This is a genomic window from Mycobacterium tilburgii, assembly GCF_902168065.1.
GTDB classification, from domain to species: domain Bacteria; phylum Actinomycetota; class Actinomycetes; order Mycobacteriales; family Mycobacteriaceae; genus Mycobacterium; species Mycobacterium tilburgii.
This window is the reverse complement of record NZ_LR655694.1, coordinates 1-26,972: the sequence shown is the minus strand read 5'-3', so window position 1 is coordinate 26,972 and position 26,972 is coordinate 1. Positions and strand designations below refer to the sequence as shown.

Here is a 26,972-nt window from a genome sequence, read left to right as displayed (position 1 = left end):
TCCGACTGGGGTATATCTAGACGATGCCGCTGTTTGCTTTCGAAGGTTGCGTGCCGCGGATCGATCCGACGGCGTTCGTGGCGTCGACCGCGACTCTGATCGGCGATGTCACGGTCGAAGCCGGCGCGTCGGTGTGGTTCAACGCCGTCCTGCGCGGTGACTTTGGGCCGATCGTGGTGCGCGAGGGCGCCAATGTGCAGGATGGTTCGGTGTTGCACGCGCCGCCCGGGATCCCCGTCGATATCGGGCCGGGCGCGACGGTCGCCCACCTGTGCGTCGTGCACGGGGCACACGTCGGCGCCGAGGCGTTGATCGCCAACCACGCCACCGTGCTGGACGGGGCGGTGATCGGGGCGCGCAGCTTGATCGCGGCGCACTCGCTGGTGACGGCCGGCACCCAGATTCCCTCCGGCGTTCTCGTCGTGGGGGCGCCGGCTCAGATCAAGGGCCCGATCGCTGGAACGGGTGCGGAGATGTGGGTCAAACTCAACCCGCAGACCTACCGCGACCTGGCGCAGCGGCACCTCGACGGGCTGGAGCCGATCTAGATCTTGCGCATGTTGGCGGCGGCGCGCTCCATCTCCCAATATGCGCGCAGCGCCACCAACTTGCTGTCGTCGTTGGCCTTGTAGGAGAACACGCCTTCGGCGGTCGTCTGGTAGTCGTCCGTCGTGATGAGAATGTGCCCGACGTTGGCTTCCTCATTGCCGCACTGATTAGGTGTCGCTGAAAACTAACTCGATCTTCGTCGTCGGGGCAATCGCCTTGTCCCAGAACGCCGCGATCGCGCCGCGGCCCCGGTGCCCGACGCCTTCGGAGGCGAACACCGAGGGCCCGATGGGGTCCTCGACGATGGCGTCGTCGGCGAACACCACCAGCCACGCCTACTTGTCCCTGGCCATCACGACCTCAAGAGAGCGCCGGCCTGCCTCGTGCGCGGGATGCCCGGCCATCACACGCCGACCCCTTCGGGCTTGTCGGCGCCCACAACCCACATCGAAAAGTACTGCGAACCGCCACCGTAGGCGTGGCCCAACGCCTTTCGAGCGTTGGGCACCTGATGGTCGCCGGCCTTACCCATCACCTGGATCGCCGACTCCGCGAACCGGATCAATCCCGAGGCGCCGATCGGGTTCGAGGACAACACCCCACCGGAGGGATTCACCGGCAGCCATCCCCCGATCTTGGTCTCGTTGGCCTCGGTGAGTTTCCATCCCTCACCCTCGGCGGCAAAACCCAGGTTTTCCAACCACATCGGCTCGAACCAGGACAACGGCACGTAGATCTCGGCGGCATCGATCTCGTCGATCGGGCTCTTAATCCCGGCCGCGGCCCACAGCGCGGCCGCCGCGTCGCGGCCGGCCTGCGGACTGACCTGGTCGCGACCAGAGAATTGCAACGGCTCGGTGCGCAGCGCGGTGGCGTGAATCCAGGCCACCGGATGTCCTTGCGCCAGGCGTGCATCGGCGATTTCCTCGTTGCCGATGACGACCGCGGCCGCACCATCGGAGGACGGGCAGGTCTCGTCGTAGCGGATCGGGTCCCACAGCATGGGGGACTCCATCACCTTTTCCACGGTGATGTCGGGCTGGTGCAAGTGGGCCAGCGGGTTGCGGGCCCCGTTGAGCCGGTCCTTGACGGCGACCATGGCACCGATGTTCAGCGGTGCGCCCGACCGGCGGATGTAGGACCGCACTTGCGGGGCGAAGTAACCGCCCGCGCCCACCGGATTGATGAATGGAATCGGAATCGACAACGCCCACATGGCATTTGATTCCGACTGCTTCTCCCAGGCCATCGCCAGCACGCGACGATACTTACCGGACTGCACCAGGCTGGCGGCGACAATGGCGGTGGATCCGCCGACCGAACCGGCGTTGTGCACCCGGATCAGCGGCTTGCCGGTGGCGCCCATCGCGTCGGCCATGAACAACTCCGGCATCATCACGCCCTCGAAGAAATCCGGCGCCTTCCCGACCGCCACGGCGTCGATGTCGTCGAAGGTCGAACCAGAGTCCTCCAGCGCACGGTCGATCGCCTCACGCACCAGGCCGTTCATCGACACGTCTTTGCGCTTGGCTACATACTTGGTCTGCCCGGTACCCAGTACCGCGGCGAGCTGCGCGCCGGCGTTGGCCATCAGTTCTTTCCTTCCATGACCGCGACCAGGTTCTGTTGCAGCGCAGGCCCACTGGTGGCGTGCGCGAGGACCCGGTTTGCAGAACCATTCCAGATGTGTTGTGCGGCAAATCCGATGCGTTCCAGTCCGGCGGTGAACATGGGATTGGCCGACAGTGCGCCGCCGGACGGATTGACTTTCGTCTTTCCAGGAATCCTGATGGCTTCCATCAAGATCAGGTGCTGGTGGGTGAACGGGGCGTAGATCTCGGCGACGTCGATGTTCGCGGTGGTGCCGCCGGTGGCCGCCTTGGTCGCGGCCTTAGCCGACGGCGACTCGGTGAGATCGCGCGCGCCCAGCACTCCGGTTTCGATCCGATGGTCTATTCCGGTTATCCAGGCCGGGTTTTCGCGTAATTCACGGGCGCGGTCGTCGGCGGCGAGCACGATTGCAGCGGCGCCGTCGGTGATCGGTGCGATGTCGTGGCGTCGCAGCGGATCGGCGAAGAAGGGGCGGTCGAGAAGTGCCTCGACATTGACCGGCGGCTCCACCCGGTCGACGCGGCTGGCGTTGGCGAAGGAATCGAAGGCGACGCGGGCCATCTGGATGTCGCTCCACTTGCCGCTTTCCAGTCCCATCCGGGCCTGCAGTCCGGCCAGCGAAATCGAGTCCGCCCACAGCGGCGCGACGGTGTGGGGATCGGTCTGGCGTGACAGGATCTGCCGTAGCACCCCTGCCGAAGATTTGCCGAACCCGTACACCAGCGCGGTGTCGACCTCACCAGTCAGGATCTTGATGTAGGCCTCGTATAGCGCCCAGGCGGCGTCCATCCCGACGTGTGACTCGTTGATCGGCGGCACGGCGCCAATCGAGTCGATCGCGAAGATGAACGAAAAGGCGCGTCCGGCAAGGTAATCGGAAGACCCGGAACACCAGAATCCGATGTCGGTTCTGGTGATGCCCAGGTCCTTGTACAGCTGGGCGAAGCAGGGAATCAACATCTCGACACCGTTGGTGGTGCCGTCGGTGCGGCGGACATGCGGGGCGTGGGCAAAGCCGACGACCGCAACGTTGCGTTCGCTCATGTGCAGTGGGGCCTTTTACAGGTGGTGCTTGTAGGTGTCGTAGTCGGCGTCCGACTCACCGGTAGGCCGGAAGTACTCGATGTTGTCGATGCCAAATCCCCACTCCTCGCGGGGTTTCCACACCGCCTCCACCCGCATGCCCACCCGCACCTTGTCGGCGTCGATGTCGGCGACCAGATGCAGGAAGGGGATGTCGGCGCCGTCGAGCAGCACGTAGGCCGCCACATAGGGCGGCTTGATGCGCTGGCCCTGAAACGGGATGTTGATGATCGCGAACGTCGTCACGGTGCCCTTGTCCGGCAGTTCGACGAAGTTGGTGATGGGCAGGCCGGTCGCGGGGTCGGCGCTGGGCGGCGGGAAGTACACCTTGCCGTTTTCGCCTGTCTTGGCACCCAGCAGTCTGCCCTCGGCGATGGCGCGCAGATACGCGCTCTCCTCGTGAGATGCGGTGTGCTGGATCGTCAGGGAGATCGGCGTGACGATCATCGTGACCGGGTCTTTGTCGCTCGCTGCGTCCGCGGGGCCCTCGGGCTCGGTGTCCTCGCCGAGGGCGAAGTACGCGATGTCGGTGATCGCGCCGACGGTTTCGTCGGCCCAATGTGCGTGCACCCGCGTGCCGGTCTTGATCTTGGCGGGTTCGCCGGCATCCACCGCGTGCAGCAGCGGGGTGTCGGCTCCGTCGAGCTTAATCAGCGCCCACGCGAAGGGCCGGTCCAGCGGCTGGCTTTGCAGCGGCTCGGGCTGCCAGGTCCAGGAGACCACGGTGCCGACCGGCGAGACCGGTACCATTTCATCCAGCGGTTCATAGGTCACCGGGTCGTATTCGGCCGGCGGCACATGCACCCGGCCATCCGATCCGCGCACCCCGAGGATGCGGTGCTCACGCAGTGCGGTGAAGAACTTGCCGAGCGTAGAACCCACCGAACGGGTGTAGTTGAAGGCCAGGGTCAACGGCGCTGAAAGAGGCGGCTCGGAGTGATCGGTCGTGGTCGGGCCGCTCGAAGTGGCTGTCACACCTTAAAGTAGAACAGGTTCTAAGAATCGTTTCAAATATTTCTTTTGGATGGAATCCATCACGGCCGGTACGGCCAGCCCGCTCCCAAGCCGCTGGCCCGCACCCGCGAATACATCAACATCCGGCAGGTCTGGGCCCGCGAAAAGCCGGTGACCAGTGACGGACCCCACTACCCGCTGCCTCGGACCGGTGAGGGAACCACGGGCCTGGGCAAGCCGCTCAAGCAGATCACCCATCCGCTGCGGGCCGACATTCCGATCATGCTGGGCGCCGAGGGGCCGAAGAACGTCGCGCTGGCACCGAGATCTGCGATGGGTGGCTGCCGATCTTCTACACGCCGCGGATGGCCGACATGTACAACGAATGGCTCGACGAGGGCTTCGCCCGGCCCGGCGCCCGCCGCACCCGTGCGGACTTCGAGATCTGCGCGACCGCCCAATTCGTAGTCACCGACGACCGGGCCGCCGCCCACGCGGCGATCAAGCCGCACCTGGCGCTGTACATGGGCGGCATGGGCGCCAAGGACACCAACTTCCACGCCGACGTCTACCGCCGGATGGGCTACGAGCAGGTGGTCGAGGACGTCACCAAGCTATTCCGCAGTGGACGCAAGGACGGCAAAGAACGAGCCGCCGAGATCATCCCGGACGAGCCTCGTCGACGACTCAATGATCGTCGGTGACATCGACTACGTCCGTAAGCAGATCGCGGCCTGGGAAGCCGCCGGGGTCACGATGATGGTGGTGTCGGGCCGCACTCCGCAGCAGGTAAGGGACCTCGCCGCGCTGATCTAAGGTAGGGCTTGCCCCGTAAATAGAACGGGTTCTAGATTGACCGGATGACAGCCGCGCAGCACATCATCGGCACCGCGGTCACCATGCCGGTGCAGATCCGCAGGGCAAAGCAGCACATGGCGATGTTCTCGGTGGACGCCGACGCCGCTCAGCAGCTGATCGACTACAGCGGCCTGCAGGTCTGCCGGTATCTGCCCGGTCGCGCGGTGGTGGTCCTGATGCTTCGCGCGGTGGTGGTCCTGATGCTGATGCATTACATCGACGGCGACCTGGGGCAGTACCACGAGTTCGGCACCAGCGTCATGGTCAACCCGCCCGGGTCGACCGCCGGCGGGCCCCGGGCGCTGCGGTCGGCCGGAGCGTTCATCCACCATCTGCCCGTCGATCAACCATTCACGCTCGAGGCCGGCACGAAGATCTGGGGCTATCCGAAAGTCATGGCGGACTTCACGATTCGGGACGGCCGCCAATTCGGCTTCGACTGCACCGTCGACGGGTAACTGGTGATCGGCATGGACTTCCGGCCCGGGCTGCCGATCCGGCTGATGCCCCGCACCCAGGCGCAGCGCAGCTACTCGCACCGCGACGGGATCACCCGCGAGACGGCGTTCGATCACACGCTCGACGGGGTGCGAACCCGGCTCGACGGGGTGCGCGTCGGGCTGGGCGATAACCCCTATGCGAAAGAGCTTGTCTCGCTAGGCCTTGTCCAGCTCGGCAAACCATGTACGGATAACATTCGGCGACGCCCAGGAGATCTCATGATCCTTCCCGCTCTGAAGACCAACCCGACGTCGACCTGACCGACGGGACGTTCTACGCTGGTGACTCGCGGTCGGTCTACAAGTGGATGCGTGAGAACGAGCCGGTCTTCCGGTACCGTAACGGGCTGGCCGCGGCGTCGACCTACCAGGCCGTGATCGACGCCGAACGCAAACCGGAGCTGTTCTCGAATGCCGGCGGCATCCGCCCCGACCAGCCCGGCGTCGAGATGATGATCGAAATGGACGATCCGCAGCACTTGTTGCGCCGCAAGCTCGTCAACTCCGGCTTTACCCGCAAACGGGTCAAAGACCTGGAATCCAAGATCACCTCGCTGTGCGAAACGCTGATCGACGCCGTGTGCGAACGCGGCAGGTGCCTTCGTCTGGGACCTGGCCGCGCCGCTGCCGATGGCGGTCATCGGCGACATGCTCGGCGTGCTGCCCGAGGAACGCGAGATGTCCTCAAATGGTCCGACGATCTGGTCGCCGCGTTGAGCAGCACCGCTGCCGAGGCCGATGTCCAGGTCACGATCGACGCCTTCGCCGCCTACCCCGAGTACATGATGGGCATGATCGAGGCGCGCAAAAACTCCGACCGATGATCTGGTCAGCGTTCTCGTGCACGCGGAGGTCGAAGGCTCCCGGCTGGAGGACCACCAGATCGTCACCGAGGTGCTGCTGTTGTTTGATCGGCGGTGACGAGGCCACCCGACACACGCTGTCCGGCGGCACCCGGCAACTGCTCTTGCATCCGGATCAGCACCGGCGGCTGGCACGCGATTTGAGCTTGTTGTCCAACGCGATTGAAGAGATGTTGCGCTGGACCGCGCCGGTGAAGAACATAGCCCGCACGGTCACCGCGGACACCGAGTTCCACGGCACGCAGTTGCGCGAGGACGAGAAGACGATCCTGCTGTTCGAGTCGGCCAATTTCGACGAGAAGGTTTTCGACGAGCCGGAGAAGTTCAACTATCGAGCGCTACTCGAACAACCACCTCGCGTTCGGTTTCGGGACGCACTTTGGAGTTCCGTCGCGTGGGCGAGCGCGTCGATTGCTTTTGCGTTGCTGTCTTCAGGTCCATCCCCGCGCAGAAGTAGCCACCGGCGCCGGTGAGGATACAGCAGCGGATGTCGTCGTCGTTGTCGACGCGATCCCACACTTGCACCATGATGTCCATCATTTCCGTGCTCAACGCGTTGCGCCGGTGCGGCAGGTTCATCGTCACGATCAAGGTGTGGCCGCGTTGCTCCACCAGCGCGTCTGCCTCCTGAGGACTGGATTCCACCTTTGCTTGCGCTTGACCGTTATCAGGGGCCACGGCTCCCGCCTTTCCCTCCACATCGACCATGAACTTGTCAAGAAATGTAACACGTTCTAATTTGGTGGCCGTGGCCCTGAATATTGCCGATCTTGCCGAGCACGCCATCGACGCCGTGCCTGACCGTGTCGCCCTCATATGCGGCTCACCTACGCCGGGCTCGAAGAGCAGGCCAACCGCTTCACGCACTATCTCATCGAACAGGGCGTGAAGAAAGACGACAAAGTCGGACTCTACTACCGCAACCGCATTGAAATTGTCATTGCGATGCTCGGCATCGTCAAGGCCGACGCGATCCTGGTGAACGTCAAATACAGGGCAACCAGTACGACCTGTCGTCGCTGTTCATGCTCGCCTCCACCGCCGCCCTGTTTTCGCCGAGCATTAAGGAGAAGCTCTCGAAGATCTATCCCGAAGAGGTCGAGGCCGCCCTTAAAGGTCACCCGGACGTCTTCATGCGTTGGTGGTCGGCGTGCCCGACCCCCGCTACGGCCAGCATGTCGCGGCCGTGGTGCAGGCCCGTCCCGGTACGCGGCCTTCGCTGGCGGAGCTTGACGCGTTCGTGCGGTCCGAGATCGCGGGATACAAAGTGCCACGCAGCCTTTGGCTGGTCGACGAGGTGAAGCGCTCACCCGCCGGGAAACCGGACTACCGCTGGGCCAAGGAGCAGACCGAGGCCCGGCCCGCCGACGACGTGCACGCTGCGCACGTGACCGCTTGACCGACTTCGTCAAACGCAATCCGAACGTGCCGGCCGGGTACTTCACCTGGGAGATGCCGGCCACCGGGAATCCGACCCGGCGATGCTCGCGCTGTTCGGCTGCCCGCATTACGACGACGCCGGCGACATTAGTCAGCGCGCCCTAACGCAACTTTTCCGCCAGCGCTTTAATGGAGCATAGCGGCATATTTTCTCTATAGGGTTTTCTTGGGGACGGTTTCTGCTAGTAGAACGTGTGTCAGATTAATTGTGCATAAAAGTATCTGAACAGGTTAAATTGACGGTTTAGGCAGAGGGAACCTGTTCATTGACAACGGTGAACTTCTTCTGAGTTAATATCATCTGACTCACACGGAGCCAGGGTGCGACCGAAGATCAAGCATTGGCGACGCACGCGCTTCGCCGTGAGCAGCAAAGGGGGATGTCGGGTTGATCCCACAACTCGCTGTCCCGGTCCGTGCTGTCGGCGGGTTCTTCGAGATGATGATCGACACCGCCCGCGCCAGCGTTCGTCGTCCCTTTCAGTTCCGCGAGTTCCTGGATCAGACGTGGATGATCGCCCGCGTGTCGTTGGTCTCGACGCTGCTGGTGTCCATCCCGTTCACCGTGCTGGTCGCCTTCACCCTCAATATCCTGCTGCGCGAAATCGGCGCGGCCGACCTGTCCGGTGCGGGGACGGCGTTCGGCACCATCACCCAGTTGGGTCCGGTGGTGACCGTACTTGTCGTCGCCGGGGCCGGTGCCACCGCCATCTGCGCCGATCTGGGTGCCCGCACCATCCGGGAAGAGATCGATGCGATGCGGGTACTGGGCATAGACCCGATCCACCGGCTAGTGGTCCCGCGCGTGTTGGCTTCCACCGTTGTCGCGCTGCTGCTGAACGGTTTGGTGTGCGCGATCGGTTTATCGGGTGGGTACGTGTTCTCTGTCTTCCTCCAGGGCGTCAACCCGGGTGCGTTTATCAACGGCCTGACTGTGTTGACCGGACTACGTGAGTTGGTGCTTGCCGAAGTGAAGGCGCTGCTGTTCGGCGTGATGGCCGGCCTCGTCGGGTGTTACCGCGGCTTCACCGTCAAGGGTGGGCCGAAGGGTGTCGGTAACGCCGTCAACGAAACGGTCGTCTACGCGTTCATCTGCCTGTTCGTCATCAATGTGGTGATGACCGCCATCGGCGTGCGGTTCTCGACAAAGTGAGCACCCGATGAGCTACGACCTCACGTACCGGTTTCGCACGTTCGCGGCGCGATTACAGGGTCCGGTCGACGACTTCGGCGAGCAGGCCCTGTTCTACGGCCAAACCATGCGCTACGTCCCCAACGCGCTGACCCGGTACCGCAAAGAGACGATCCGGCTCGTCGCTGAAATGACGCTGGGCGCGGGGGCACTGGTGATGATCGGCGGCACGGTGGGTGTCGCCGCGTTCCTGACCCTGGCCTTCGGCGGCGTCATCGCAGTCCAGGGTTACTCCTCCCTAGGCAACATCGGTATCGAGGCGCTGACCGGTTTCTTGTCCGCGTTCCTGAACGTCCGCGTCGTCGCGCCTGTGATCGCCGGGATCGCACTGGCGGCGACGATCGGCGCCGGCGCGACCGCTCAACTGGGCGCGATGCGGGTGTCCGAGGAAATCGACGTCGTCGAATGCATGGCGGTGCACTCGGTGTCCTACCTGGTGTCGACTCGGCTAATCGCCGGGCTCGTGGCGATCGTCCCGCTCTACTCGTTGTCGGTGCTCGCGGCGTTCTTTGCGGCGCGCTTCACCACGGTGTTCATCAACGGCCAGTCGGCCGGCCTCTACGACCACTACTTCAATACCTTCATGATCCCGTCGGATCTGCTGTGGTCGTTCCTGCAAGCCATCGTGATGTCCATCGCGGTGATGCTCGTGCATACCTATTACGGATACAACGCCAGCGGAGGGCCGGTCGGTGTGGGCATCGCGGTCGGTCAGGCGGTGCGGACGTCCCTGATCGTCGTCGTCGTCATTACCTTGTTCATCTCGCTGGCCGTCTACGGCGCGTACGGTAACCTCAACCTCTCCGGGTAAGGGGGACGACCCGCTCAGATCCACAATGGCAGACACCGATCCGCGACGAACAACGGTACGGCTGGCAGCGGCGCTGCTGGCCAGTTTGTTGGTGGCGTTCACGGTGCTGACCTACCTCTCGTACACGGCTGCTTTCGCCTCCGTCGACACGGTCACCGTCGCCACCCCACGGGCGGGGCTGGTGATGGACAAGGGTGCCAAGGTTAAGTACCGCGGCATCCAGATCGGCAAGGTCACCGACATCAGCTACGGGGACGACCAGGCGCTGCTGACCCTGGCCATCAACAACGACGACATGCATTACGTGCCGTCCAACGCGGCGGTACACATCGCAGGCAACACGATCTTCGGCGCCAAGTCGGTCGAATTCATTCCGCCCCGAACGCCCTCACCAACGTCGCTGCACCCCAATGCGCATGTCGAAGCCTCCCCGGTGCAGCTGGAAGTCAATACGTTGTTCCAATCGCTGATCGACCTGCTGCACAAGGTGGACCCGGTCGAATTGAACGGGACGCTGAGCGCCTTCGCCGAGGGCCTGCGTGGTAACGGCGACAACCTGGGCGCGCTGCTGTCGGGCCTGAACACCCTTACCGAACAAGCGAATCCGAAGCTGTCCACCCTGCAGGACGACTTCCGTAAGACCGCCGTCGCCACTGGGATCTACGCCGACGCCGCGCCGGACCTGAACACGATCTTCGACAACCTGCCCGCCGTCAACAAGACCGTCGTCGACGAGCAGAAAGACCTCAACGACACGTTGCTGGCAACGATCGGTCTGTCCAACAACGCCTACGACACCTTGGCGCCGGCCGAGCAGGACCTGATCGCCGCCATCAACCGGCTGCGGGCACCGGTCAAGGTGGCCGCCGACTATTCGCCCGAATTTGGTTGCCTGTTCGCAGGTATCGACCGCGGTATCAAGGAGTTCGCCCCGCTGCTCGGTGTGCGCAAGGCCGGACTGTTCACCTCGTCGAGCTTCGTGTTGGGCGCACCGTCCTACACCTTCCCCGAGTCGCTGCCGATCGTGAACGCCTCCGGCGGACCGAACTGCCGAGGGTTGCCGGACATTCCGACCAAGCAGAACGGGGGGTCGTTCTACCGGGTGCCGTTCCTGGTCACCGACAACGCCAACATCCCGTACGAGCCATTCACCGAACTTCAGGTCGACGCGCCCTCGACGCTGCAGTTCCTGTTCCACGGCGCCTTCGCGGAACGGGACGACTTCTGATGGCCGGCTCGGAAATGCCTTCGCACCGGTCGATGGTGATCAAGGTCAGTGTCTTCACTGTCGCCATGCTGCTGGTCGCCGTGGGCCTGGTGGTGGTCTTCGGCGACTTCCGCTTCGGTACCGAAAATACCTACCATGCAACGTTTCTCGATGCGTCTCGGTTGAAGGCGGGCCAGAAAGTTCGGATCTCCGGGGTGCCGGTCGGCTCGGTGACGGGCGTCAAACTCAACTCGGACAACACCGTCGACGTCGCTTTCGACATCGACAGTCGTTACACGCTGTACTCCTCGACCCGCGCGGTCGTCCGCTACGAAAACCTGGTCGGGGACCGCTTTTTGGAGATCACCTCCGGGCCGGGGGAATTACGCAAGTTGCCGCATGGCGGAACAATCAACGCCCAACACACCCAGCCGGCCCTGGATTTGGATGCGTTGCTGGGTGGACTCAAGCCGGTGCTCAAGGGTCTGGATGCCGACAAGGTCAACACGATCAGCAGCGCCGTCATTGAGTTGCTGCAGGGTCAAGGCGGAGCGCTGTCGGATGTGCTGGCCAACACCAGTGCCTTCTCGACGGCGCTGGGTCAGCGTGACCAGCTCATCGGTGACGCGATCACCAACCTGAACACGGTGTTGGGCACCATCGATCAGAAGAGCGCCCAATTCTCTGCCAGCGTGGACCAGCTGCAACAACTGATCAGCGCGTTGGCCAAAAACAAGGATTCGATCGCGGGCTCCATATTACCGCTGTCGTCGACGACGACGGATCTGACTGAGCTGCTGCAGAAGTCACGCCGGCCATTGCAGGGGGTCCTGGAAAACACCCGACCGCTGGCCACCGAAATCGACAAACGCAAGGCCGAGGTCAACAACGACATCGAGCAGTTGGGCGAGGATTATCTGCGCCTGGCCGCGCTCGGCGCCTACGGGTCGTTCTTCAACATCTACTTCTGCTCCGTGACCATCAAGATCAACGGACTAGCCGGCAGCGACATCCTGCTGCCCCTCGGTGGTCAGGTGGATCCCAGCCAGGGGAGGTGCGCTTTTGTCAAGTAACCCAAAGCATGAGCGGGATCCGCTGCGCACCGGGGTGTTCGGGGTCGTGCTGGTCGTCTGTGTGGTGCTGCTCGCCTTCGGCTATGCCAGCCTGCCGTTCTACCCGCAGGGCAAGATGTACGACGCTTACTTCAGTGACGCTGGCGGGATCACGCCCGGCAACTCCGTCTACGTCTCCGGCGTTAAGGTGGGCAAGGTGCAGGACGTCGGCCTGGCCGGCGACAGCGCCAAGGTGACGTTCTCGGTGGATCGCCACATCGCCATCGGCGACCAGTCACTGGCCGCGATCCGCACCGACACCATCCTGGGCGAGCGCTCGATCGCGGTCACCCCGGCGGGTCATGGCAAGGCCACCAGCATTCCGCGCAGCCGCACGACCACGCCGTACACCCTGGTCGGCGCCCTCGAGGATCTCGGGCAGAACGCCAACAATCTGGACAAGCCGCAATTCGAGCGGGCGTTGAACGTGCTCACCAATACGCTGCAGGACGCCACCCCGGAACTGCGCGGCGCGTTGGACGGGGTCACCTCACTGTCGCGCACCCTGAATCGCCGTGACGAGGCACTGCAAAACCTGCTGGCACACGCGAAGTCGGTGACCGCGGTGTTGTCCGACCGTGCCAATCAGGTCAACAAGCTGGTGAACGACGGCAACGAGTTGTTCGCCGCGCTCAACGAGCGGCGAGATGCACTGGCCCAACTGATTTCGGGAATCGGCGGCTTGTCGGCGCAGATCTCCGGTTTCGTCGCCGACAACCGCAAGGAATTCGAGCCGGCCCTGAGCAGACTCAACGATGTGTTGAGCAACCTCAATGAGCGCCGCGACTACATCGCCGAGGCACTGAAGCGGCTCCCCACCTACGCGACCGAGCTCGGTGAGGTGGTGGGATCCGGGCCGGGATTCAATGTGAACGTCTACGGGGTGATCCCGGCACCGCTGCTGGCCGCGACGTTCGACTTCTTCTACCAGCCGGGCAAGTTGCCGGCCAGCCTCTCCGATTACCTGCGCGGGCTGATTCAAGAGCGCTGGACCATCAAGCCGAAGTCACCATGATGCGGGGATTGTCCTGATGAACAGGATCGCCAGCAGCCGCGGGCTGCGTTACTTCACCATCACCGCGCTGGTCGCGGTGCTGGTGGGTGGCGTGTATGTGCTGACGTCGCAAGGGAATAACCGAACCATCGTCGGCTATTTCACCTCCGCGGTCGGTCTGTACCCCGGCGATCAGGTACGCATCCTCGGGGTGCCGGTGGGCACGATCGACTCGATCGAACCCCGACCCTCCGACGTCAAGATCACCATGACGGTACCCAAGGACGTGAAGATCCCCAAGGATGCCAGGGCCGTCGTCATGTCGCCGAATCTGGTGGCGGCCCGCTTCATTCAGCTCGCCCCGGCATACACCGGCGGGGCGGTGCTGTCCGACGGCGGCAGCATCGACCTGAACCGCACCGCGGTCCCGGTGGAGTGGGACGAGGTCAAGAAAGCGCTGACCCAGTTGTCGGTGTCGCTCGGACCGACGAACGGCTCGATGCAGGGTCCGTTGGGTGCCGCGATCAACCAGGCCGCCAGCACCTTCGACGGCAAGGGCGAATCGTTTCACAATGCGTTGCGGGAGCTTGCGCAGGTCGCCGGCCGGTTGGGTGATTCGCGTAGCGACATCTTTGGCACCGTCAAGAACTTGCAGAATCTGCTCAACGCGTTGTCGGAGAGCAACGAGCAGATCGTGCAGTTCGCTGGGAACGTCGCCTCGGTCTCCCAGGTGCTCGCCGACAGCTCGCGACACCTGGACAACACCTTGGGCACCCTCAACCAGGCGCTCTCTGACATTCGCGGCTTCTTGCACGAGAACAACTCGTCGCTGATCGATACCGTTAATCAGCTCAATGATTTCAGCAAGACCTTGAGCGACCAGAGCGACAACATCGAACAGGTATTGCATGTCGCGGGACCCGGTATCGCCAACTTCTACAACATCTACGACCCGGCGCAGGGCACGCTGAACGGCCTGCTGTCGATCCCCGAGTTCGCCAACCCGGTGCAGTTCATCTGCGGTGGATCCTTCGAAACCGCCGGGGGTCCAAGGGCTCCCGACTATTACCGGCGCGCGGAGCTGTGCCGCGAACGGCTCGGTCCGGTGCTGCGCCGGCTCGCGGTGAACTACCCGCCTATCATGTTCCACCCGCTCAACACCATCACCGCGTACAAGGGGCAGATCATCTACGACACCCCCGAAACGCAAGCCAAGGCTCAGACGCCGATCCCGGAATTGACGTGGGTCCCTGCCAACGGCGCGCCGTCTGCTCCGAAGGATCCGACCGATCTACATGCGCTGTTGGTGCCGACCCCGAAGGCCGCCGCGCCGCCGGGTGCCCCGGGCCCCGGCAACGCACCCGCGCCGGCTCCGAACTCAGCGCCTGCCCCAGGCCCTTCGGCGGGCCTGCAGAACGGCGAGGGGTCGGGAGGATGAGACGAATCTTGTTCCGCGGCAGTGCATTGGTGACGGGCGGCGTACTGCTGGCCGGTTGCCAGTTCAATGGCCTGAACTCGCTGGCGATGCCGGGGACCGCCGGTCACGGCAGCGGCGCATTCACGGTCACCGTCGAGATGGTCGACGTGGCGACGCTGCCGCAGAATTCCCCGGTGATGATCGATGATGTCACCGTCGGCAGTGTCGCCGACATCTCAGCCGAGCAGCGCGGCGACGGATCGTTCTACGCCGCGGTGAAGTTGGCGTTGGACAAGAACGTCGTCCTGCCGGCGAACGCGACCGCCACCGTCGCGCAGACCTCACTGCTGGGTTCGTTGCACATCGATCTGGTCGCGCCGAAGGGCAAGCCAGCGGCCGGGCGGCTGGTCAACGGATCCAAGATCGCGGAGTCCAACACCGGTCGCTTCCCGACCACCGAGGAAATTTTCTCGGCTCTCGGTGTCGTGGTCAACAAGGGTAATCTCGGTGCCCTGGAAGAGATCACGGACGAGACCTACCAAGCGGTGGCCGGTCGCCAGGACCAGTTCAAGGGTCTGCTGCCCAGGATGGCGGAGTTGACATCCGGACTCAGCCGGCAGGTCGGTGACATCCTCGACGCGATCGACGGCCTGAATCGGTTCTCCGCGACGCTGGCCCGGGACAAGGAAAACCTGAGCCGGACGCTGGACACGCTGCCGGACGCGTTGCGCGTGCTCAACAAGAACCGCGATCACATCGTCGAGGCATTCGCCACGCTGAAGAAGCTGGCGACGGTCACCTCGCACGTGCTGTCCAAGACGAAGGAGGACTTCGCCGAGGACCTCAAGGGACTGTACTCGGTTGTCAAGGCGCTCAATGACAACCGGAAAAACTTCGTCACCTCGCTGCAGCTGTTGCTGACCTTCCCGTTCCCGAACTTCGGCATCAAGCAGGCCGTCCGGGGCGACTACCTCAACGTGTTCACCACGTTCGACCTCACCCTGCGGCGGCTGGGTGAAACGTTCTTCACCACCGCCTATTTCGACCCGAACATGGCGCACATGTCCGAGATCCTCAATCCGCCCGATTTCTTGATCGGTGAAATGGCCAACCTGTCCGGACAGGCTGCCGACCCGTTCAAGATCCCGCCCGGCACGGCAACACAGTGAGGGCCGGCGCAGATGATTGACAGACTTACCCGGATTCAGCTCTGGATATTCGCCGTGATCACCGCGATCACGATCACCATCATGGCGATCTTCTATCTGCGTCTGCCCGCCACGTTCGGCATCGGGACTTACGAGGTGAGTGCCGATTTCGTTGCGGGCGGCGGCCTGTACAAGAGCGCCAACGTCACCTACCGCGGTGTCGCAGTAGGCAGGGTGGACTCGATCGGGTTGAACCCCAACGGCGTCACCGCCGAAATGCGGCTCAACAGCGGCATTCCCATTCCGTCCAACGTCATCGCCACGGTCAAGAGTGTGTCCGCGGTCGGTGAGCAGTACATCGACCTGGTTCCGCCGAGCAACCCCGCGACGACCAAGTTGCACAATGGATCTCGAATCGAGCGGGCCAACACCCGGATCGGCCAAAATGTCTCCGATCTGTTGAAGAAGGCGGAGGCGCTGGTCAACAGCCTCGGTGACACCAGGCTGCGGGAGCTGCTGCACGAGACGTTCCAGTCGGCCAACGGCTCGGGTCCCGAACTGGCCCGGCTGCTGAAATCGGCCCTGCTACTGGTGGACGAGGCCAACGCGGACTATCCGCAGGTCTCGCAGCTGATCGATCAGGCCGGCCTGTTGCTGGATTCCCAGATTCGCGCCGGTGCTGACATAAAGTCGCTGTCCGATGGGCTGGCCCGGTTCACGTACCGAGGTGCATCGGCTGATCCGCAGCTGCGCTCGACGCTGGCCAACGCACCCGGCGCGACTGACGAAGGCAGCACCGCGTTCTCCGGCATACGCCCGTCGTTTTCCGCCCTGGCCGCCAATCTGGCCAACCTGGGCCGGGTGGGCGTGATCTACCACAAGTCGATCGAACAACTCCTGGTGGTCTTGCCCGCACTGTTTGCGGCGATCGTCACGGCCGCGGGCGGTGCACCCCAGGACGAGGGTGCCAAGCTGGACTTCAAGCTCGATCTCAACGACCCGCCACCGTGCGCCGTCGGCTTCCTGCCGCCGCCGCTGATGCGTACCCCCGCCGACGAGACGCTGCGCGAACTGCCGAGCGACCTGTACTGCAAGGTCGCCCAGAACGACCCGAGTACGGTGCGGGGCGCGCGTAACTATCCATGCCAGGAGTTCCCCGGTAAGCGGGCCCCGACCATTCAGCTGTGCCGCGACCCCAAGGGGTTTGTGCCGGTCGGCCGCAACCCGTGGCGCGGGCCTCCGGTGCCGTACAACACGCCGCAGACCAATGGGCTGAACACGTTGCCGCCCAACAAGTTCCCCTACATCCCCCCGGAGGCCGAGCCGGACCCCGGCACGCCCATCGTTGGACCGCCACCGCCGGGTGTGGTGCCGGGGCCGGGGCCGCTGCCCAACCACCAACCCGCCTACTCTCCGCCGCCCAACGACAACGGACCGCCACCGCCGTTCACGTCGTGGCAGCCGCCCGGCGTGCCGCCGGTGCCTCCGCAGCTTCTGTATCCGAAGTGGCTGCCGCCACCGGCACCTCCGGAAGCGCCCGAACCGGACCCGCAGGCCAGCGGCCGCGCGTATACCACCTATGACCCGGACACCGGCGCCTTTAGGGACCCGGCAGGTGGCACTGGTATTTTCGCGGCCGGTGGAAACACGTCCAAAGCCGAGAATTGGGTGGACCTGATGCTTGACCCGAGGCCGATATAGTGGCTTCTCCGACACCACGGGTGCGTCGGCGGGCGTCGCGGGCGGCGGGTCCGGCGAAGCTCGACTCGAACGCGGCCGTGACGACGGCCGTCGAAGCCCCGGCGGAGCCGAAGAAGGACGCCCCGAAACGCACCAAGACGGTCAAGCCGCCGCCGCGGCGCAGGCCGAACCGCCGCATGGTCGGCTGGATTTCGTTCGCGGCCGCATTGCTGGCGATTGGCGGGCTTGCCGCCGGTCTGACCATCCTCGTCGTCCAACAGCGGCACGCCCAAGCCACACAGGACCGCGACCAGCGCTTCGTCGACACCGCCACCCAGACGGTGGTCAACATGTTCAGCTACAAGCAGGATAACATCGACGACAGCGTGAATCGGTTCTACAACGGCACCAGCGGTCCGTTGCGTGGCATGCTCGGCGCCAACAACAACATCGAGAACCTCAAGGCGCTGTTCCGTTCCACGAATGCGACGTCCGAAGCGGTGATCAACGGCGCGGCGCTGGAAGGCATTGACACGGTGACCGATAACGCCTCGGTGCTGGTGTCGGTACGCGTCACGGTGGCCGACATCGACGGGGTGCACAAGCCGTCCACGCCCTACCGACTGCGAGTCATCGTGCACGAGGACGAGCAGGGTCGCATGACGGGCTACGACTTGAAGTATCCCGATGGGGGCAACTGATGCGGTTGTGGCGCGGGCTAATTACCGCATCGGTGTACCTGGCGATCGCGGCCGTCGTCGGGTTATCCGCGGCAGCCGGCTGGTTCTACTGGGAGCGGGTGCAGACTCGCGGCGAGCAGGCAGCCCGGGCGCTGCTGCCGCAGTTGGCGGCCAAGGAAGTTCCCGAGGTGTTCGCCTACGACTACCAGACCGTCGAACGCAGTCTCGATGCAGCGTATCCGCTGCTGACGCCCGATTATCGCCAGGAATTCCAGAAGAGCGCCAATACGCAGATCATTCCCGAGGCCAAGAAGCGCGAGGTGGTCGTGCAGGCCAACGTCGTTGGCGTAGGCGTGATGTCAGCCAAGCGCGAGTCGGCCTCGGTGATGGTCTACATGAACCGCACAGTGACCGACAAGTCACGGCAGCCGCTTTACGACGGCAGCCGGCTACGGGTGGACTTCAAGAAAATCGGCAACAAGTGGCTGATCAGCTACATCACGCCTATCTGACCCACCGCGCTCAGGATATCTGACCCACCGCGCTCAGGAGCACATTGCAATGCCGTTGCAGTACAACGGATAACGCTGGATCGGGCTGGGATGGCCCGATCATCTGCAGCGAGAACGGTTGCTTTTTCATCGACGGCTCCAACCCGCAGACGGCGCCGTGGATGACGGTGTGGGTGCCGCTCACCGTTTCGTAACTGAACGCCCAGCTCTCGGTGGTCGGAGCGTGCCGCCGCCCAGGCACGCGACGCCGTCGGCTTTTCGACTTTGAAAGTCCACAGCATGCTTGACATCCGGGCCCGGCCGGTGAAGTTCTGCAACTTGTCGGCGGCGCTGATCTTCTCGTCGGTGAAGCTCACGATGTTGAGCGCACATTGCATGGCGAACACGATCGGATCGGAGTAGTCGTTCATGTTCCGCGTTCCGGACGGCTGATCGCACAATGCGGTGACGATCCAGGTAACCCCCGAGACCCCTGCCTTGTTGTATGCGTAATTGCCATACGGCGGCCAGCATCCAACGTGACCTTCACGATGCCCTCCCTCTTGCATCGAGTATCACAGCCTTTCGGCGCCAACACCATGGGTCGGCGCCGCCGTCAGGTGGTTTCCGGTGGATTTGCCTCGGCGAGCGCATCGAGAAATGACCGTGCCCAGCGGTCCACATCATGGGCCAGTACATGCCGCCGCAACGAGCGCATTCGTCGGCGGCCTTCTTCCACCGACTGATTCAGCGCGGCCTCGATCATGTCCTTGACCCCTTCGAGGTCGTGTGGATTGACCAGGTATGCTTGCCGTAATTCGGCTGCGGCGCCGGTGAATTCGGATAACACGAGAGCACCGCCGAGGTCGCTGCGGCAGGCGACGTACTCCTTGGCCACCAAGTTCATCCCGTCCCGCAGCGGGGTGACCAACATTACGTCTGCCGCCACGAAAAACGCGATGAGTTCGTCGCGGGGGACGGGGCGATGAATGTAGTGCACCACGGCATGACCGACCTCGGCGTATTCGCCGTTGATATGGCCGACTTGACGCTCAATGTCGTTGCGCGGCAGGCGATAGCTGTCCACCCGCTCGCGGCTCGGAGTCGCCAGCTGAATCAGCACGGTGTCATCGCGTTTCGCGCGGCCCTCGGCGAGCAACTCCGAAAACGCCTTGAGCCGAACATCGATGCCTTTGGTGTAGTCCAGTCGGTCGACACCGAGCATGATCTTGCGAGGATTACCCAACTCGGCCCGGATCTCGCGGGCCCGGCGCCTGACATTGCGATCGCGGGCGGCCTGGTCGAGCGCTCCCGAGTCGATGGAGATGGGAAACGCTCCCACTCGGACTCTGCGGTCCCCCACCTCGACCTCGCCTAATCGGGAGCGCACCCCGACCTCTCCCCGCGAGGTGTTGGCGCCGACCAGCCGCCGGGACAGGATCAGGAAGTTCTGGGCGCCGCCCACCAGATGAAAGCCCACCAGGTCGGCCCCGAGCAGGCCCTCGATGATCTCGGCGCGCCACGGCATCTGCATGAACAGCTCCACCGGCGGGAACGGGATGTGTAAAAAGAAGCCGATGGTCAAATCCGGCCGCAGCTCGCGCAGCATTTTCGGGACCAGCTGTAGATGGTAATCCTGCACCCACACGGTCGCGCCCCGCGCGGCCGCTCGTGACGCTGCTTCGGCGAAGCGATGGTTGACATCGACGTAGCGGTCCCACCATTCCCGGTGGTAGATCGGCTTGACGATGACGTCATGGTACAGCGGCCACAGCGTGGCGTTGGAGAATCCCTCGTAGTATTCCGCGACGTCGTTGGCGGACAGCCCGACCGGGTGCGGCTGAAGGTCGTCCTGCTCGGTCGGCTCCGCACCGATGTCGACCTCGTCGTCGGTGATGCCCGGCCAGCCGACCCAGGCGCCGCTGCGGCGACGCAGCAACGGTTCCAGCGCGGTCACCAGCCCGCCAGGACTTCGCTTCCAGGTCGTGGTGCCGTCGGGTGACCGCTCCAAATCGATCGGCAGACGGTTGGCTACCACCACGAAGTCGGAGTCCCCGAGAGTCTGGGCGCCTGACGCCTTGTTGGCGGATCGGTCCGGGCCGGGGGCCATTTATGCGTCGAGTTTCGCCGGTCCAATACCGAGCATGGACAGGAAGACGCGGCATTCGTCGGCGTCGTTGGCGTAAGCGGCGACGACCCGCCTGGCCTGGTTCGCGGTACTGTCGGCCAGCGGTTCAACGTCCCCGATTTCGCCAGGATCAGATTTTGTAGACATGACATAACTCTATGCGACGTCGCGATTCGCTCGCAGCGGTCTCGCGCAGCGGCCAACCCTGACACGCGTGCGGTCGATGCCGCAACGGCGTGGCACGGCCGGCTGAGCGGCGCGGTGCACTGCGCGGGTGGTTCGCTGACCGTCGGGCCCATCACCCACACAGACTCGGCGGCCTGGCGCAACACCGTCGACCTCAACGTCAACGGCACCATGTACGTGCTCAAGCATGTCTGCCGGGAACTGGTGCGCGCCGGCGGTGCCTCGTTCGTCGGGATTTCGTCGATCGCGGCAGCAACACCCACCGCTGGTTCGGGCCGTACGGTGTCACCAAGTCGGCCATCGATCACATGATGATGGTGGCCGCCGACGAGCTCGGGCCGTCGTAGGTGCGGGTCAACAGCATTCGTCCGGGTCTTATTCGCACCGATCTCGTCGACGCGAGCGTCATTCAGTCGCCGGAGATCAGCGGCGACTATGCGCTGTGTACGCCGCTGCCCCGAGTAGGTGAGGGTGGGGTCGAGGACGTCGCGAACCTGGCTCTGTTCCTGCTCAGCGACGCGGCCACCTGGATCACCGGACAATGCATCAACGTCGACGGCGGCCACATCTTGCGTCGCGGCCCGGACTACTCCTCGATGATGGTGCAGATGTTCGGGCAGGACGCGCTACGCGGCATGGTCTAAGCTGGGAACGGAAAATGAAACGACTTGAGGGACAACGGATTCTGATGACCGGTGCCGGGTCGGACATCAGGCAAGGCCACGGCGCTGCGGTTGCTCGGCGAGGGCGCCTGCGTGGCGGCCGCCGACATCTCGACCAACGGGTTGAGCGCGACTCGGGCGGACGCCGAGAAGGCCGGCACCGGTGAGCGCCTCAGCACGACGCCGATCGATGTGAGCAGTGAGGATCGCCGACGGTGTGAGCGCGGCGGTCGGCCGGCTCGGCGGGCTGGACTCCCTGGTCAACGCGGCGGGTGTGCTGCGGTCGTGGCATACCCACCAAATGACCCTCGACCATGGAACCAGATCATCGCCGTCAACCTGACCGGCACCTTCCTGGTGGTGCGGGAGGCATTGCCGGCGCTGCTAGCAAATCCACGCAGCGCGGTCGTGAACTTCAGCTCGACGTCGGCGTTGTTCGCCCCCGTACATGGCGGCCTACGCCGCGAGCAAGGGCGGGATCCAGGCCTTCCACTCGTTCCCTAGACGCGAAGGACGGCCTGTGCGCCACCTGCGTGGCGCCGGCGCCGGGCAGCATCAAGACCGCGATCACCGATGCCACCGCCGGATACATCCCGAAGGACGCGGACTGGTCGCTGTTTCCCCGGTTGATGCCGGTCCTGCCGACGACGGCGACATCCAGCGGGGCGGGGATGGCCGAACCCGACGCCGTTGCCGGCGTGATTGCCATGCTTGTGTCCGACAACGGGGCCTGGATCACCGGCACCGAAATCCGGATGGATGGCGGCACCCACGCCTGAGTCGTGCCGCGCCGCAGCTAGTTGACGCAGGGCACGCCGCCGCCGTCGATCGGCTTGCCCTGATCGGGTGTGGGGTAGGTGCTGGTGGCGTAGCCATACCCGCTGCTGCTCTTGCTCGTCGTCGTGGTGGTCGACGACGTGGACGAGTACGACTCGTCCATGGATTCATCGGGTGTCGGCATCGAGAAGCTGCTGTCCACCGTCACCCGGACGTGTCCGGGCGCGAGGCCGGGAGCGGGTTGCTTCGGCGCGTCCAGACCAAGCAGGTTCGCCAGGGCTTGGGCGTCGGTCTCGGCGCCCACACCGTATTGGATGGTGCTGGCCGGCGGGTCGAACCAGGTGCGGTCGCGGACCTGGCCCGGCGTGTAGCCGTACTTCTTCAGTGATCGCGACACCTGGCTGGCCAGACCGCTCATGCTGCCGGCGTTGACCACGTCGACCACGGTCGACGGATTAGGTTTGGCAGGTGTCGTCGGCGATAAACTCGTCGAGGTGTCGGCGCCGATCGCCGACGCGATTTCAGCCCGGATGGCAACCGGGTCGATGATGTTGACGTCCTGGCCGTCGATGGTGTCGTAGCGGACCACCGGCAGCGTCCGGAATTCGACCTGGTTTGCCGCGGCACCGCCGGCAATCTCACCCAGCCGGCGGAACATGTTCTCGTCCCACCCGGCCGACAGCACGACGTCCTTGCGGGCCACCGCCATCAGGCTCTTCATTTTGTCCAGATTGGTGAAGGTGCCCGAATCCTGCAGTTCGCGCATCACCGACGAAATGAACGCTTGCTGGCGATGGGTCCGGTCCAGGTCGCCGTTGTCCAGGCCATGACGCTGCCGGACGAAAGCCAGCGCCTCGGACGCGTCCAGCCGCTGCGGCCCGGCGGGGAAATCGGCGCCGGAGTAGGAGTCGTAGACGGCGTGGTTCAGGCACACGTTCACCCCGCCCAGGCTTTGCGCCAGATCGTAAAAGCCCGCCAGGTTGACCTCGGCGAAGTAGTCGATCGGAACCCCGGTCAGGCTGCGCACCGCGCGCAACGTCGCCGCCCGGGCGGCTTCGCGACCCTTGGTCTCGAGTTCCTTCTGGCTGGTCACACCCTGGTTGACGAGCTTCTGCGCGACGTACTGCTTGGTCAGCCCGTACGCTTCTTTGATCTTGATGTGGTTGTAGCCCGGAACCCCGTTGAACGGCACCCAGTCATCGCGGGGGATCGAGAAGGCCACCACCTTGTTGTCGGCGCCGACATGCACGAGTATTAGCGTGTTGGTGTTGTAGCCGCCGTCATCGGAATCGCCCGCGTGCAGCTGCTTGAGAATCGAATTGGGCAGATCGTTGCCGTTCTGGTCTTTACGGGAGTCCAGGCCGATCAGCAAGATGTTCATGTTGTCGCCGGTGGACCGCGGATCGTCGGGGCTCAACGCGTCCGAGACGGTGATTCCGCCTAGCGCCCCGTGCGCCACGTAATAGCCCGCCCCGGTCATCAGTACCGCGGCCGTCGACACCAGCGTCATGCACGCCCGCGATACCCCGCGGCGCAGGGCCGAGGGTTGCCGAACCGCCCGATGGCGGCGATGCGCGCCGCCGGAGCGTGCCATCAATGACTCCCGCCCGTAACCCGCGCATCACCGCACACCGCCGGGGCGGTATGCGGTGATGACGCGAAAAGCATGAGGCCAAGTATGCGGTAGCTTGCTGTGAAGCCCCCAATAAAGACGACCCGAAATGGTCGACTGTGGCCCTTGCCACCACCGACGGACGGCCAACTCGCCGACCGTAATCGCGCCCCTACCTGCGTGTTTTGGTTACCAACCGCCGTCCCGGGGCGCTGTGGCCGTCGCAGACGAGGTTCCGGGGAATTCATGGCTGACCAAACCGATTCCGACTCGTCGCCGGACGGAGACAAACCGAGGCGCGACGGCGCCCGCTGCAGTGTGTCATGGAGTTTGCTGTCGGTACTCGCCGTGGTGTGCTACCGAACTTTCTCGAGTTCTTCGCCCGAGTAGTAAAAGAGACGAATGTTCGACCCGGTGATCATCTCCGCGAGTTACACACCAACCGGTTCGACCTCGTAATAACGGTGAACGGAGCCGCGAGTGTCCAAAGTGGTGGCACAGGTGAGGCCCGGCCCGCCGCACCTCTGCTTGGTCGACAAAGCGAGTACGGCGATTGCCAGCGACAGCACGATTCCGATCAAGGTGGGCGCTTTGGTCACTGGATGCCTCGTGTGCACGGAATACATAACCGAAGGAGTCTAAGCACAACCTCCGGCAAATCCGGGGAAAGTAGGGTCACACAGCTATGACGCGTGTACCCGCCGCCGTCGTACACCCGAGTGGAGTGGAGGTGCTCGGCAACATCGGGCCCAACTGGTTCGCTTCGGTCATGGGCACCGGAATCGTGGCGATCGGCGGTGCCACGCTGCCGGTGCACCTGTGGGGGTTACGCGCCTTTGCCGAGTTCGTCTGGGTTATCGCAGCACTGCTGCTTGTCCTGTTGATCGCCTTGGTCGGCGGTCACTGGCTGCGGCACCTCCACCGTGGCGCGCGGGTCATGCGCGCAACCTGCAGATGGCGCATTTCTACGGGGCGTCGCCGATGGCGCTGATGACCGTCGGCGGTGGCGCCGTGGTGGTCGGCCGGGACCTCATAGGCGCGTGTCGCGGTCGCCCTCGATTGGGTGCTGTGGACCGCGGGGACGCTGGGAGGCTTGTTCTACCGCGGTGAGCATCCTGTTTCTGATGTTAACCCAGTACGACGTCGTACCCGACGCCGCATTCGGCGGTTGGCTGATGTCGGTGGTGTCGGCTGCGATGGGTGCGCTGCTGCTTCCGCACACGGCGGCCGGTGTCGGACGCGAAACCCTGCTCTACGGCTGCCACGCCATGTGCGGGTTGTCGTTGGTGGCTTCGCTGAACATCATCGCGATGATCTGGAGCCGACTGGTGATGTACGGCACCTCGGGCACCGCGCGAGTGCCGACGCTGTAGATCGTGTTGGGTCCGCTGGGCTAATCCATCACCGCTGCAGTGCTTTTCGGCTCTGTGGCCGGGTTGGCCGTCGTTCCTGACCGGAGAGCCGCAGCAGCACATGCGGGCATTTCTCTCGCGGAAGCACGGCACGAAGCAGTTCGGTCCCGGTCTGGCCCGTCGGCGGGCGCGGCGTGGTTGCGGTCCAGCACGCTCACCCGGCTCGACCTCGCATTCTCCCGGGACGGCTCCGCGTGCGACGCGAAACAGTATGTGCAACAGCGTATGTGGGATAATTCGCCGAAAATTAACGTGGCTGCAAGACGGCGCACATGTGCCGTCTACTGATCGTCGGCGGTCAGGTAGCCCGAAGCAGCAAGGTCAGCAGGAGACGCGCGCCAGGATGGTTTGCAGACAGGTCAATTCACTGTGGTGGGCGCATTCGGATTACGCTACGCTCGAAATCGTTGATGCTGATCATCTTTCACCGATTGCAGCTGCCACGGGGCATTGGCTCGCGACGCCGTTCATCGGCGGCCCGTCGCCACGCGCAAGACTGTGGCTGGTCAGATGGTGGTGAATGCTTTGCCGTCCTGCACGGTCCCGACGATGTTCACGACATTACTGACCATAAAATTCGAAGTGGCGGTGCCGGATTGGCTCCCGCTCCGCGTGATCACGGTAGTCTCCTGGGTGAGAAAGTAGGTGCGGGTGAATCCACTGGCACCTGTCGCGCCCCACCCCGTCGTGCCGAAAGCTTCCGAGCCGCGCACCGACGCCACCGACAAGGTGTTCGTCGCGGCATTGACGCACCAAGGCGTGCCGGTACCCAGCCAGGAATACGTCGTGACACAGGGACACGCCGGCTGCGACTACCTGTCCCAGCACCGCAATTTCGCCGACACGGTGGGATTCATGCAGCGCTCGTCGATCTGGGACGCCAATCAAAGCGCCCAGGTCACCGCAGGCGCCATCATCTCGTACTGCCCGCAGTCTCAACCGTCCATGATCAACGAGTTGCAGCCGGCCTACCCAGAACGCCCTTTCCGATTTGCAGGCCATTGAAGAGAAGCTGCAAGGCATCCAGGACGATATGCACGTTTACCTCCTGGGCCGGACTACTCAACTGGGTTTAAACAGCAGAATAGAACATGTTCTGATTTGTGTCGAGCAGGGTATTCCTGCGGCTGGTAGCGATATGAATTAGGTTTTCTGTAACGTGTTATAGTTGTATTGAAAGGAAGGGCGGGTCTTGACGGAAGCAGATCTGGACGAGCCGCTGGGAGACCACGTCCTTGAGCTGCAGATCGCCGAGGTCGTCGACGAGACCGACGATGCGCGCTCCCTGGTGTTTCGCGGTGCCGGATACGTCGGGTGATCCCGCGATTCCGCCCGAGCGGCTGCGCTACGCACCGGGCCAATTCCTGACGCTGCGGGTGCCCAGCGACCGCACCGGTTCGGTGACGCGGTGTTACTCGTTGTGCAGCTCGCCGTTCACCGACGAGGCGCTCACCGTCATGGTGAAACACACCGCGGACGGTTATGCGTCCAACTGGCTGTGCGACAACGCGAAGACCGACATGCGGATCCACGTGCTGGCTCCCTCGGGCAACTTCGTCCCCAAGACGCTCGACGACGATTTTCTACTGCTCACCGCGGGCATCG

General features: G+C 64.0%; 20 protein-coding genes and 14 pseudogenes. 24 read left to right on the top strand and 10 right to left on the bottom strand.

Annotated elements, in window-relative coordinates; genetic code table 11:
- Positions 1-23 precede the first annotated feature (23 nt).
- Entirely contained in the window at positions 24-548 is a 525-nt protein-coding gene (locus tag FQ389_RS03860) for a gamma carbonic anhydrase family protein (protein WP_144206109.1), read from the top strand.
- Here FQ389_RS03860 and FQ389_RS03855 read toward each other — a convergent pair.
- From FQ389_RS03855 to FQ389_RS03840, 4 genes and pseudogenes are all read right to left on the bottom strand, one after another.
- A pseudogene (locus FQ389_RS03855) lies at positions 545-953 on the bottom strand (nuclear transport factor 2 family protein). The gene FQ389_RS03860 and the pseudogene FQ389_RS03855 overlap by 4 nt on opposite strands.
- Complete coding sequence (locus tag FQ389_RS03850) at positions 953-2,140, bottom strand: thiolase domain-containing protein (protein ID WP_144206108.1); 1,188 nt, start codon at positions 2,138-2,140, stop codon at positions 953-955. Before FQ389_RS03850 ends, FQ389_RS03855 begins: the two are co-directional and overlap by 1 nt.
- A complete protein-coding gene (locus tag FQ389_RS03845) occupies positions 2,140-3,204 on the bottom strand; it encodes a thiolase domain-containing protein (RefSeq protein ID WP_144206107.1) in 1,065 nt (354 codons plus the stop codon). The genes FQ389_RS03850 and FQ389_RS03845 overlap by 1 nt, the downstream gene beginning before the upstream one ends.
- 15 nt (positions 3,205-3,219) lie before the next feature.
- Positions 3,220-4,218 (bottom strand): Zn-ribbon domain-containing OB-fold protein, encoded by a 999-nt coding sequence (locus FQ389_RS03840; RefSeq protein ID WP_144206106.1) that lies wholly within the window; start codon positions 4,216-4,218, stop codon positions 3,220-3,222.
- A 45-nt stretch (positions 4,219-4,263) separates the two neighbouring features.
- On the opposite strand from FQ389_RS03840, the gene FQ389_RS22030 reads away from it, so the two are divergent.
- The 5 genes and pseudogenes from FQ389_RS22030 to FQ389_RS22015 all read left to right on the top strand — a co-directional run.
- Positions 4,264-4,665: an LLM class flavin-dependent oxidoreductase gene (locus tag FQ389_RS22030; protein ID WP_407662745.1), complete on the top strand. Its 402-nt coding sequence runs from the start codon at positions 4,264-4,266 to the stop codon at positions 4,663-4,665.
- Positions 4,572-4,901 (top strand): LLM class oxidoreductase, encoded by a 330-nt coding sequence (locus tag FQ389_RS22025; RefSeq protein ID WP_407662744.1) that lies wholly within the window; start codon positions 4,572-4,574, stop codon positions 4,899-4,901. Before FQ389_RS22030 ends, FQ389_RS22025 begins: the two co-directional genes overlap by 94 nt.
- A complete protein-coding gene (locus tag FQ389_RS22020; RefSeq protein ID WP_407662743.1) occupies positions 4,888-5,013 on the top strand; it encodes a hypothetical protein in 126 nt (41 codons plus the stop codon). Before FQ389_RS22025 ends, FQ389_RS22020 begins: the two co-directional genes overlap by 14 nt.
- A 44-nt stretch (positions 5,014-5,057) precedes the next feature.
- Positions 5,058-5,778 (top strand): annotated as a pseudogene (locus FQ389_RS03830) (acetoacetate decarboxylase family protein).
- Positions 5,779-5,863: 85 nt separating this feature from the next.
- Positions 5,864-6,799, top strand: a pseudogene (locus FQ389_RS22015) (cytochrome P450); the annotation flags it as partial.
- 33 nt (positions 6,800-6,832) lie between these two features.
- Here FQ389_RS22015 and FQ389_RS03820 read toward each other — a convergent pair.
- Positions 6,833-7,063: pseudogene (locus FQ389_RS03820) on the bottom strand (enoyl-CoA hydratase-related protein); the annotation flags it as partial.
- Between the two features lie 171 nt (positions 7,064-7,234).
- Between FQ389_RS03820 and FQ389_RS22010 the strand changes: the two are divergent.
- From FQ389_RS22010 to FQ389_RS03765, 13 genes and pseudogenes are all read left to right on the top strand, one after another.
- A pseudogene (locus FQ389_RS22010) lies at positions 7,235-7,375 on the top strand (AMP-binding protein); the annotation flags it as partial.
- Positions 7,376-7,497: 122 nt separating this feature from the next.
- Positions 7,498-7,817: pseudogene (locus FQ389_RS22005) on the top strand (AMP-binding enzyme); the annotation flags it as partial.
- A 58-nt stretch (positions 7,818-7,875) separates the two neighbouring features.
- Positions 7,876-7,983: pseudogene (locus FQ389_RS22000) on the top strand (fructosamine kinase family protein); the annotation flags it as partial.
- 263 nt (positions 7,984-8,246) lie between these two features.
- The gene (locus FQ389_RS03810; protein ID WP_144206105.1) at positions 8,247-9,011 is read left to right on the top strand and encodes an MlaE family ABC transporter permease; all 765 of its coding nucleotides are present in this window, start codon (positions 8,247-8,249) and stop codon (positions 9,009-9,011) included.
- A 7-nt stretch (positions 9,012-9,018) separates the two neighbouring features.
- The gene (locus tag FQ389_RS03805) at positions 9,019-9,861 is read left to right on the top strand and encodes an MlaE family ABC transporter permease (RefSeq protein WP_144206104.1); all 843 of its coding nucleotides are present in this window, start codon (positions 9,019-9,021) and stop codon (positions 9,859-9,861) included.
- A gap of 25 nt (positions 9,862-9,886) precedes the next feature.
- A complete protein-coding gene (locus FQ389_RS03800; RefSeq protein ID WP_144206103.1) occupies positions 9,887-11,089 on the top strand; it encodes an MCE family protein in 1,203 nt (400 codons plus the stop codon).
- Entirely contained in the window at positions 11,089-12,141 is a 1,053-nt protein-coding gene (locus tag FQ389_RS03795; RefSeq protein ID WP_144206102.1) for an MCE family protein, read from the top strand. Before FQ389_RS03800 ends, FQ389_RS03795 begins: the two co-directional genes overlap by 1 nt.
- Complete coding sequence (locus FQ389_RS03790; protein WP_144206101.1) at positions 12,131-13,195, top strand: virulence factor Mce family protein; 1,065 nt, start codon at positions 12,131-12,133, stop codon at positions 13,193-13,195. The genes FQ389_RS03795 and FQ389_RS03790 overlap by 11 nt, the downstream gene beginning before the upstream one ends.
- 13 nt (positions 13,196-13,208) lie before the next feature.
- Positions 13,209-14,612 (top strand): virulence factor Mce family protein, encoded by a 1,404-nt coding sequence (locus tag FQ389_RS03785; RefSeq protein WP_144206100.1) that lies wholly within the window; start codon positions 13,209-13,211, stop codon positions 14,610-14,612.
- Positions 14,609-15,760, top strand: a complete 1,152-nt coding sequence (locus FQ389_RS03780; RefSeq protein WP_144206099.1) for a virulence factor Mce family protein — start codon at positions 14,609-14,611, stop codon at positions 15,758-15,760. The genes FQ389_RS03785 and FQ389_RS03780 overlap by 4 nt, the downstream gene beginning before the upstream one ends.
- Positions 15,761-15,772: 12 nt before the next feature.
- Positions 15,773-17,440 (top strand): virulence factor Mce family protein, encoded by a 1,668-nt coding sequence (locus FQ389_RS03775; RefSeq protein ID WP_144206098.1) that lies wholly within the window; start codon positions 15,773-15,775, stop codon positions 17,438-17,440.
- Entirely contained in the window at positions 17,437-18,120 is a 684-nt protein-coding gene (locus tag FQ389_RS03770; RefSeq protein WP_144206097.1) for a mammalian cell entry protein, read from the top strand. The genes FQ389_RS03775 and FQ389_RS03770 overlap by 4 nt, the downstream gene beginning before the upstream one ends.
- A complete protein-coding gene (locus tag FQ389_RS03765; protein WP_144206096.1) occupies positions 18,120-18,611 on the top strand; it encodes a mammalian cell entry protein in 492 nt (163 codons plus the stop codon). The genes FQ389_RS03770 and FQ389_RS03765 overlap by 1 nt, the downstream gene beginning before the upstream one ends.
- A 33-nt stretch (positions 18,612-18,644) precedes the next feature.
- Here FQ389_RS03765 and FQ389_RS03760 read toward each other — a convergent pair.
- The 3 genes and pseudogenes from FQ389_RS03760 to FQ389_RS03750 form a co-directional block, all read right to left on the bottom strand.
- Positions 18,645-19,117, bottom strand: a pseudogene (locus FQ389_RS03760) (hypothetical protein); the annotation flags it as partial.
- Between the two features lie 89 nt (positions 19,118-19,206).
- On the bottom strand, positions 19,207-20,700 hold the full coding sequence (locus FQ389_RS03755; RefSeq protein WP_144206095.1) for an alpha,alpha-trehalose-phosphate synthase (UDP-forming): 1,494 nt from the start codon (positions 20,698-20,700) through the stop codon (positions 19,207-19,209).
- Positions 20,701-20,865 carry a hypothetical protein gene (locus FQ389_RS03750; RefSeq protein WP_144206094.1) on the bottom strand — a complete coding sequence of 55 codons (165 nt, stop codon included), beginning with the start codon at positions 20,863-20,865 and terminating at the stop codon, positions 20,701-20,703.
- A 66-nt stretch (positions 20,866-20,931) separates the two neighbouring features.
- On the opposite strand from FQ389_RS03750, the pseudogene FQ389_RS03745 reads away from it, so the two are divergent.
- Positions 20,932-21,548: pseudogene (locus FQ389_RS03745) on the top strand (SDR family oxidoreductase); the annotation flags it as partial.
- 14 nt (positions 21,549-21,562) lie between these two features.
- Positions 21,563-22,345, top strand: a pseudogene (locus FQ389_RS03740) (SDR family NAD(P)-dependent oxidoreductase).
- A 17-nt stretch (positions 22,346-22,362) separates the two neighbouring features.
- On the opposite strand, the gene FQ389_RS03735 reads toward FQ389_RS03740, so the two are convergent.
- Both FQ389_RS03735 and FQ389_RS18950 read right to left on the bottom strand, forming a co-directional pair.
- On the bottom strand, positions 22,363-23,937 hold the full coding sequence (locus FQ389_RS03735; protein ID WP_144206093.1) for an LCP family protein: 1,575 nt from the start codon (positions 23,935-23,937) through the stop codon (positions 22,363-22,365).
- Positions 23,938-24,311: 374 nt separating this feature from the next.
- Positions 24,312-24,581, bottom strand: a pseudogene (locus FQ389_RS18950) (hypothetical protein).
- Positions 24,582-24,640: 59 nt separating this feature from the next.
- Here FQ389_RS18950 and FQ389_RS03725 point away from each other — a divergent pair.
- The 3 pseudogenes from FQ389_RS03725 to FQ389_RS03715 form a co-directional block, all read left to right on the top strand.
- A pseudogene (locus FQ389_RS03725) lies at positions 24,641-25,349 on the top strand (SLAC1 family transporter); the annotation flags it as partial.
- Positions 25,350-26,042: 693 nt separating this feature from the next.
- Positions 26,043-26,403 (top strand): annotated as a pseudogene (locus tag FQ389_RS03720) (DUF732 domain-containing protein); the annotation flags it as partial.
- Between the two features lie 156 nt (positions 26,404-26,559).
- Positions 26,560-26,972: pseudogene (locus FQ389_RS03715) on the top strand (FAD-binding oxidoreductase); the annotation flags it as partial.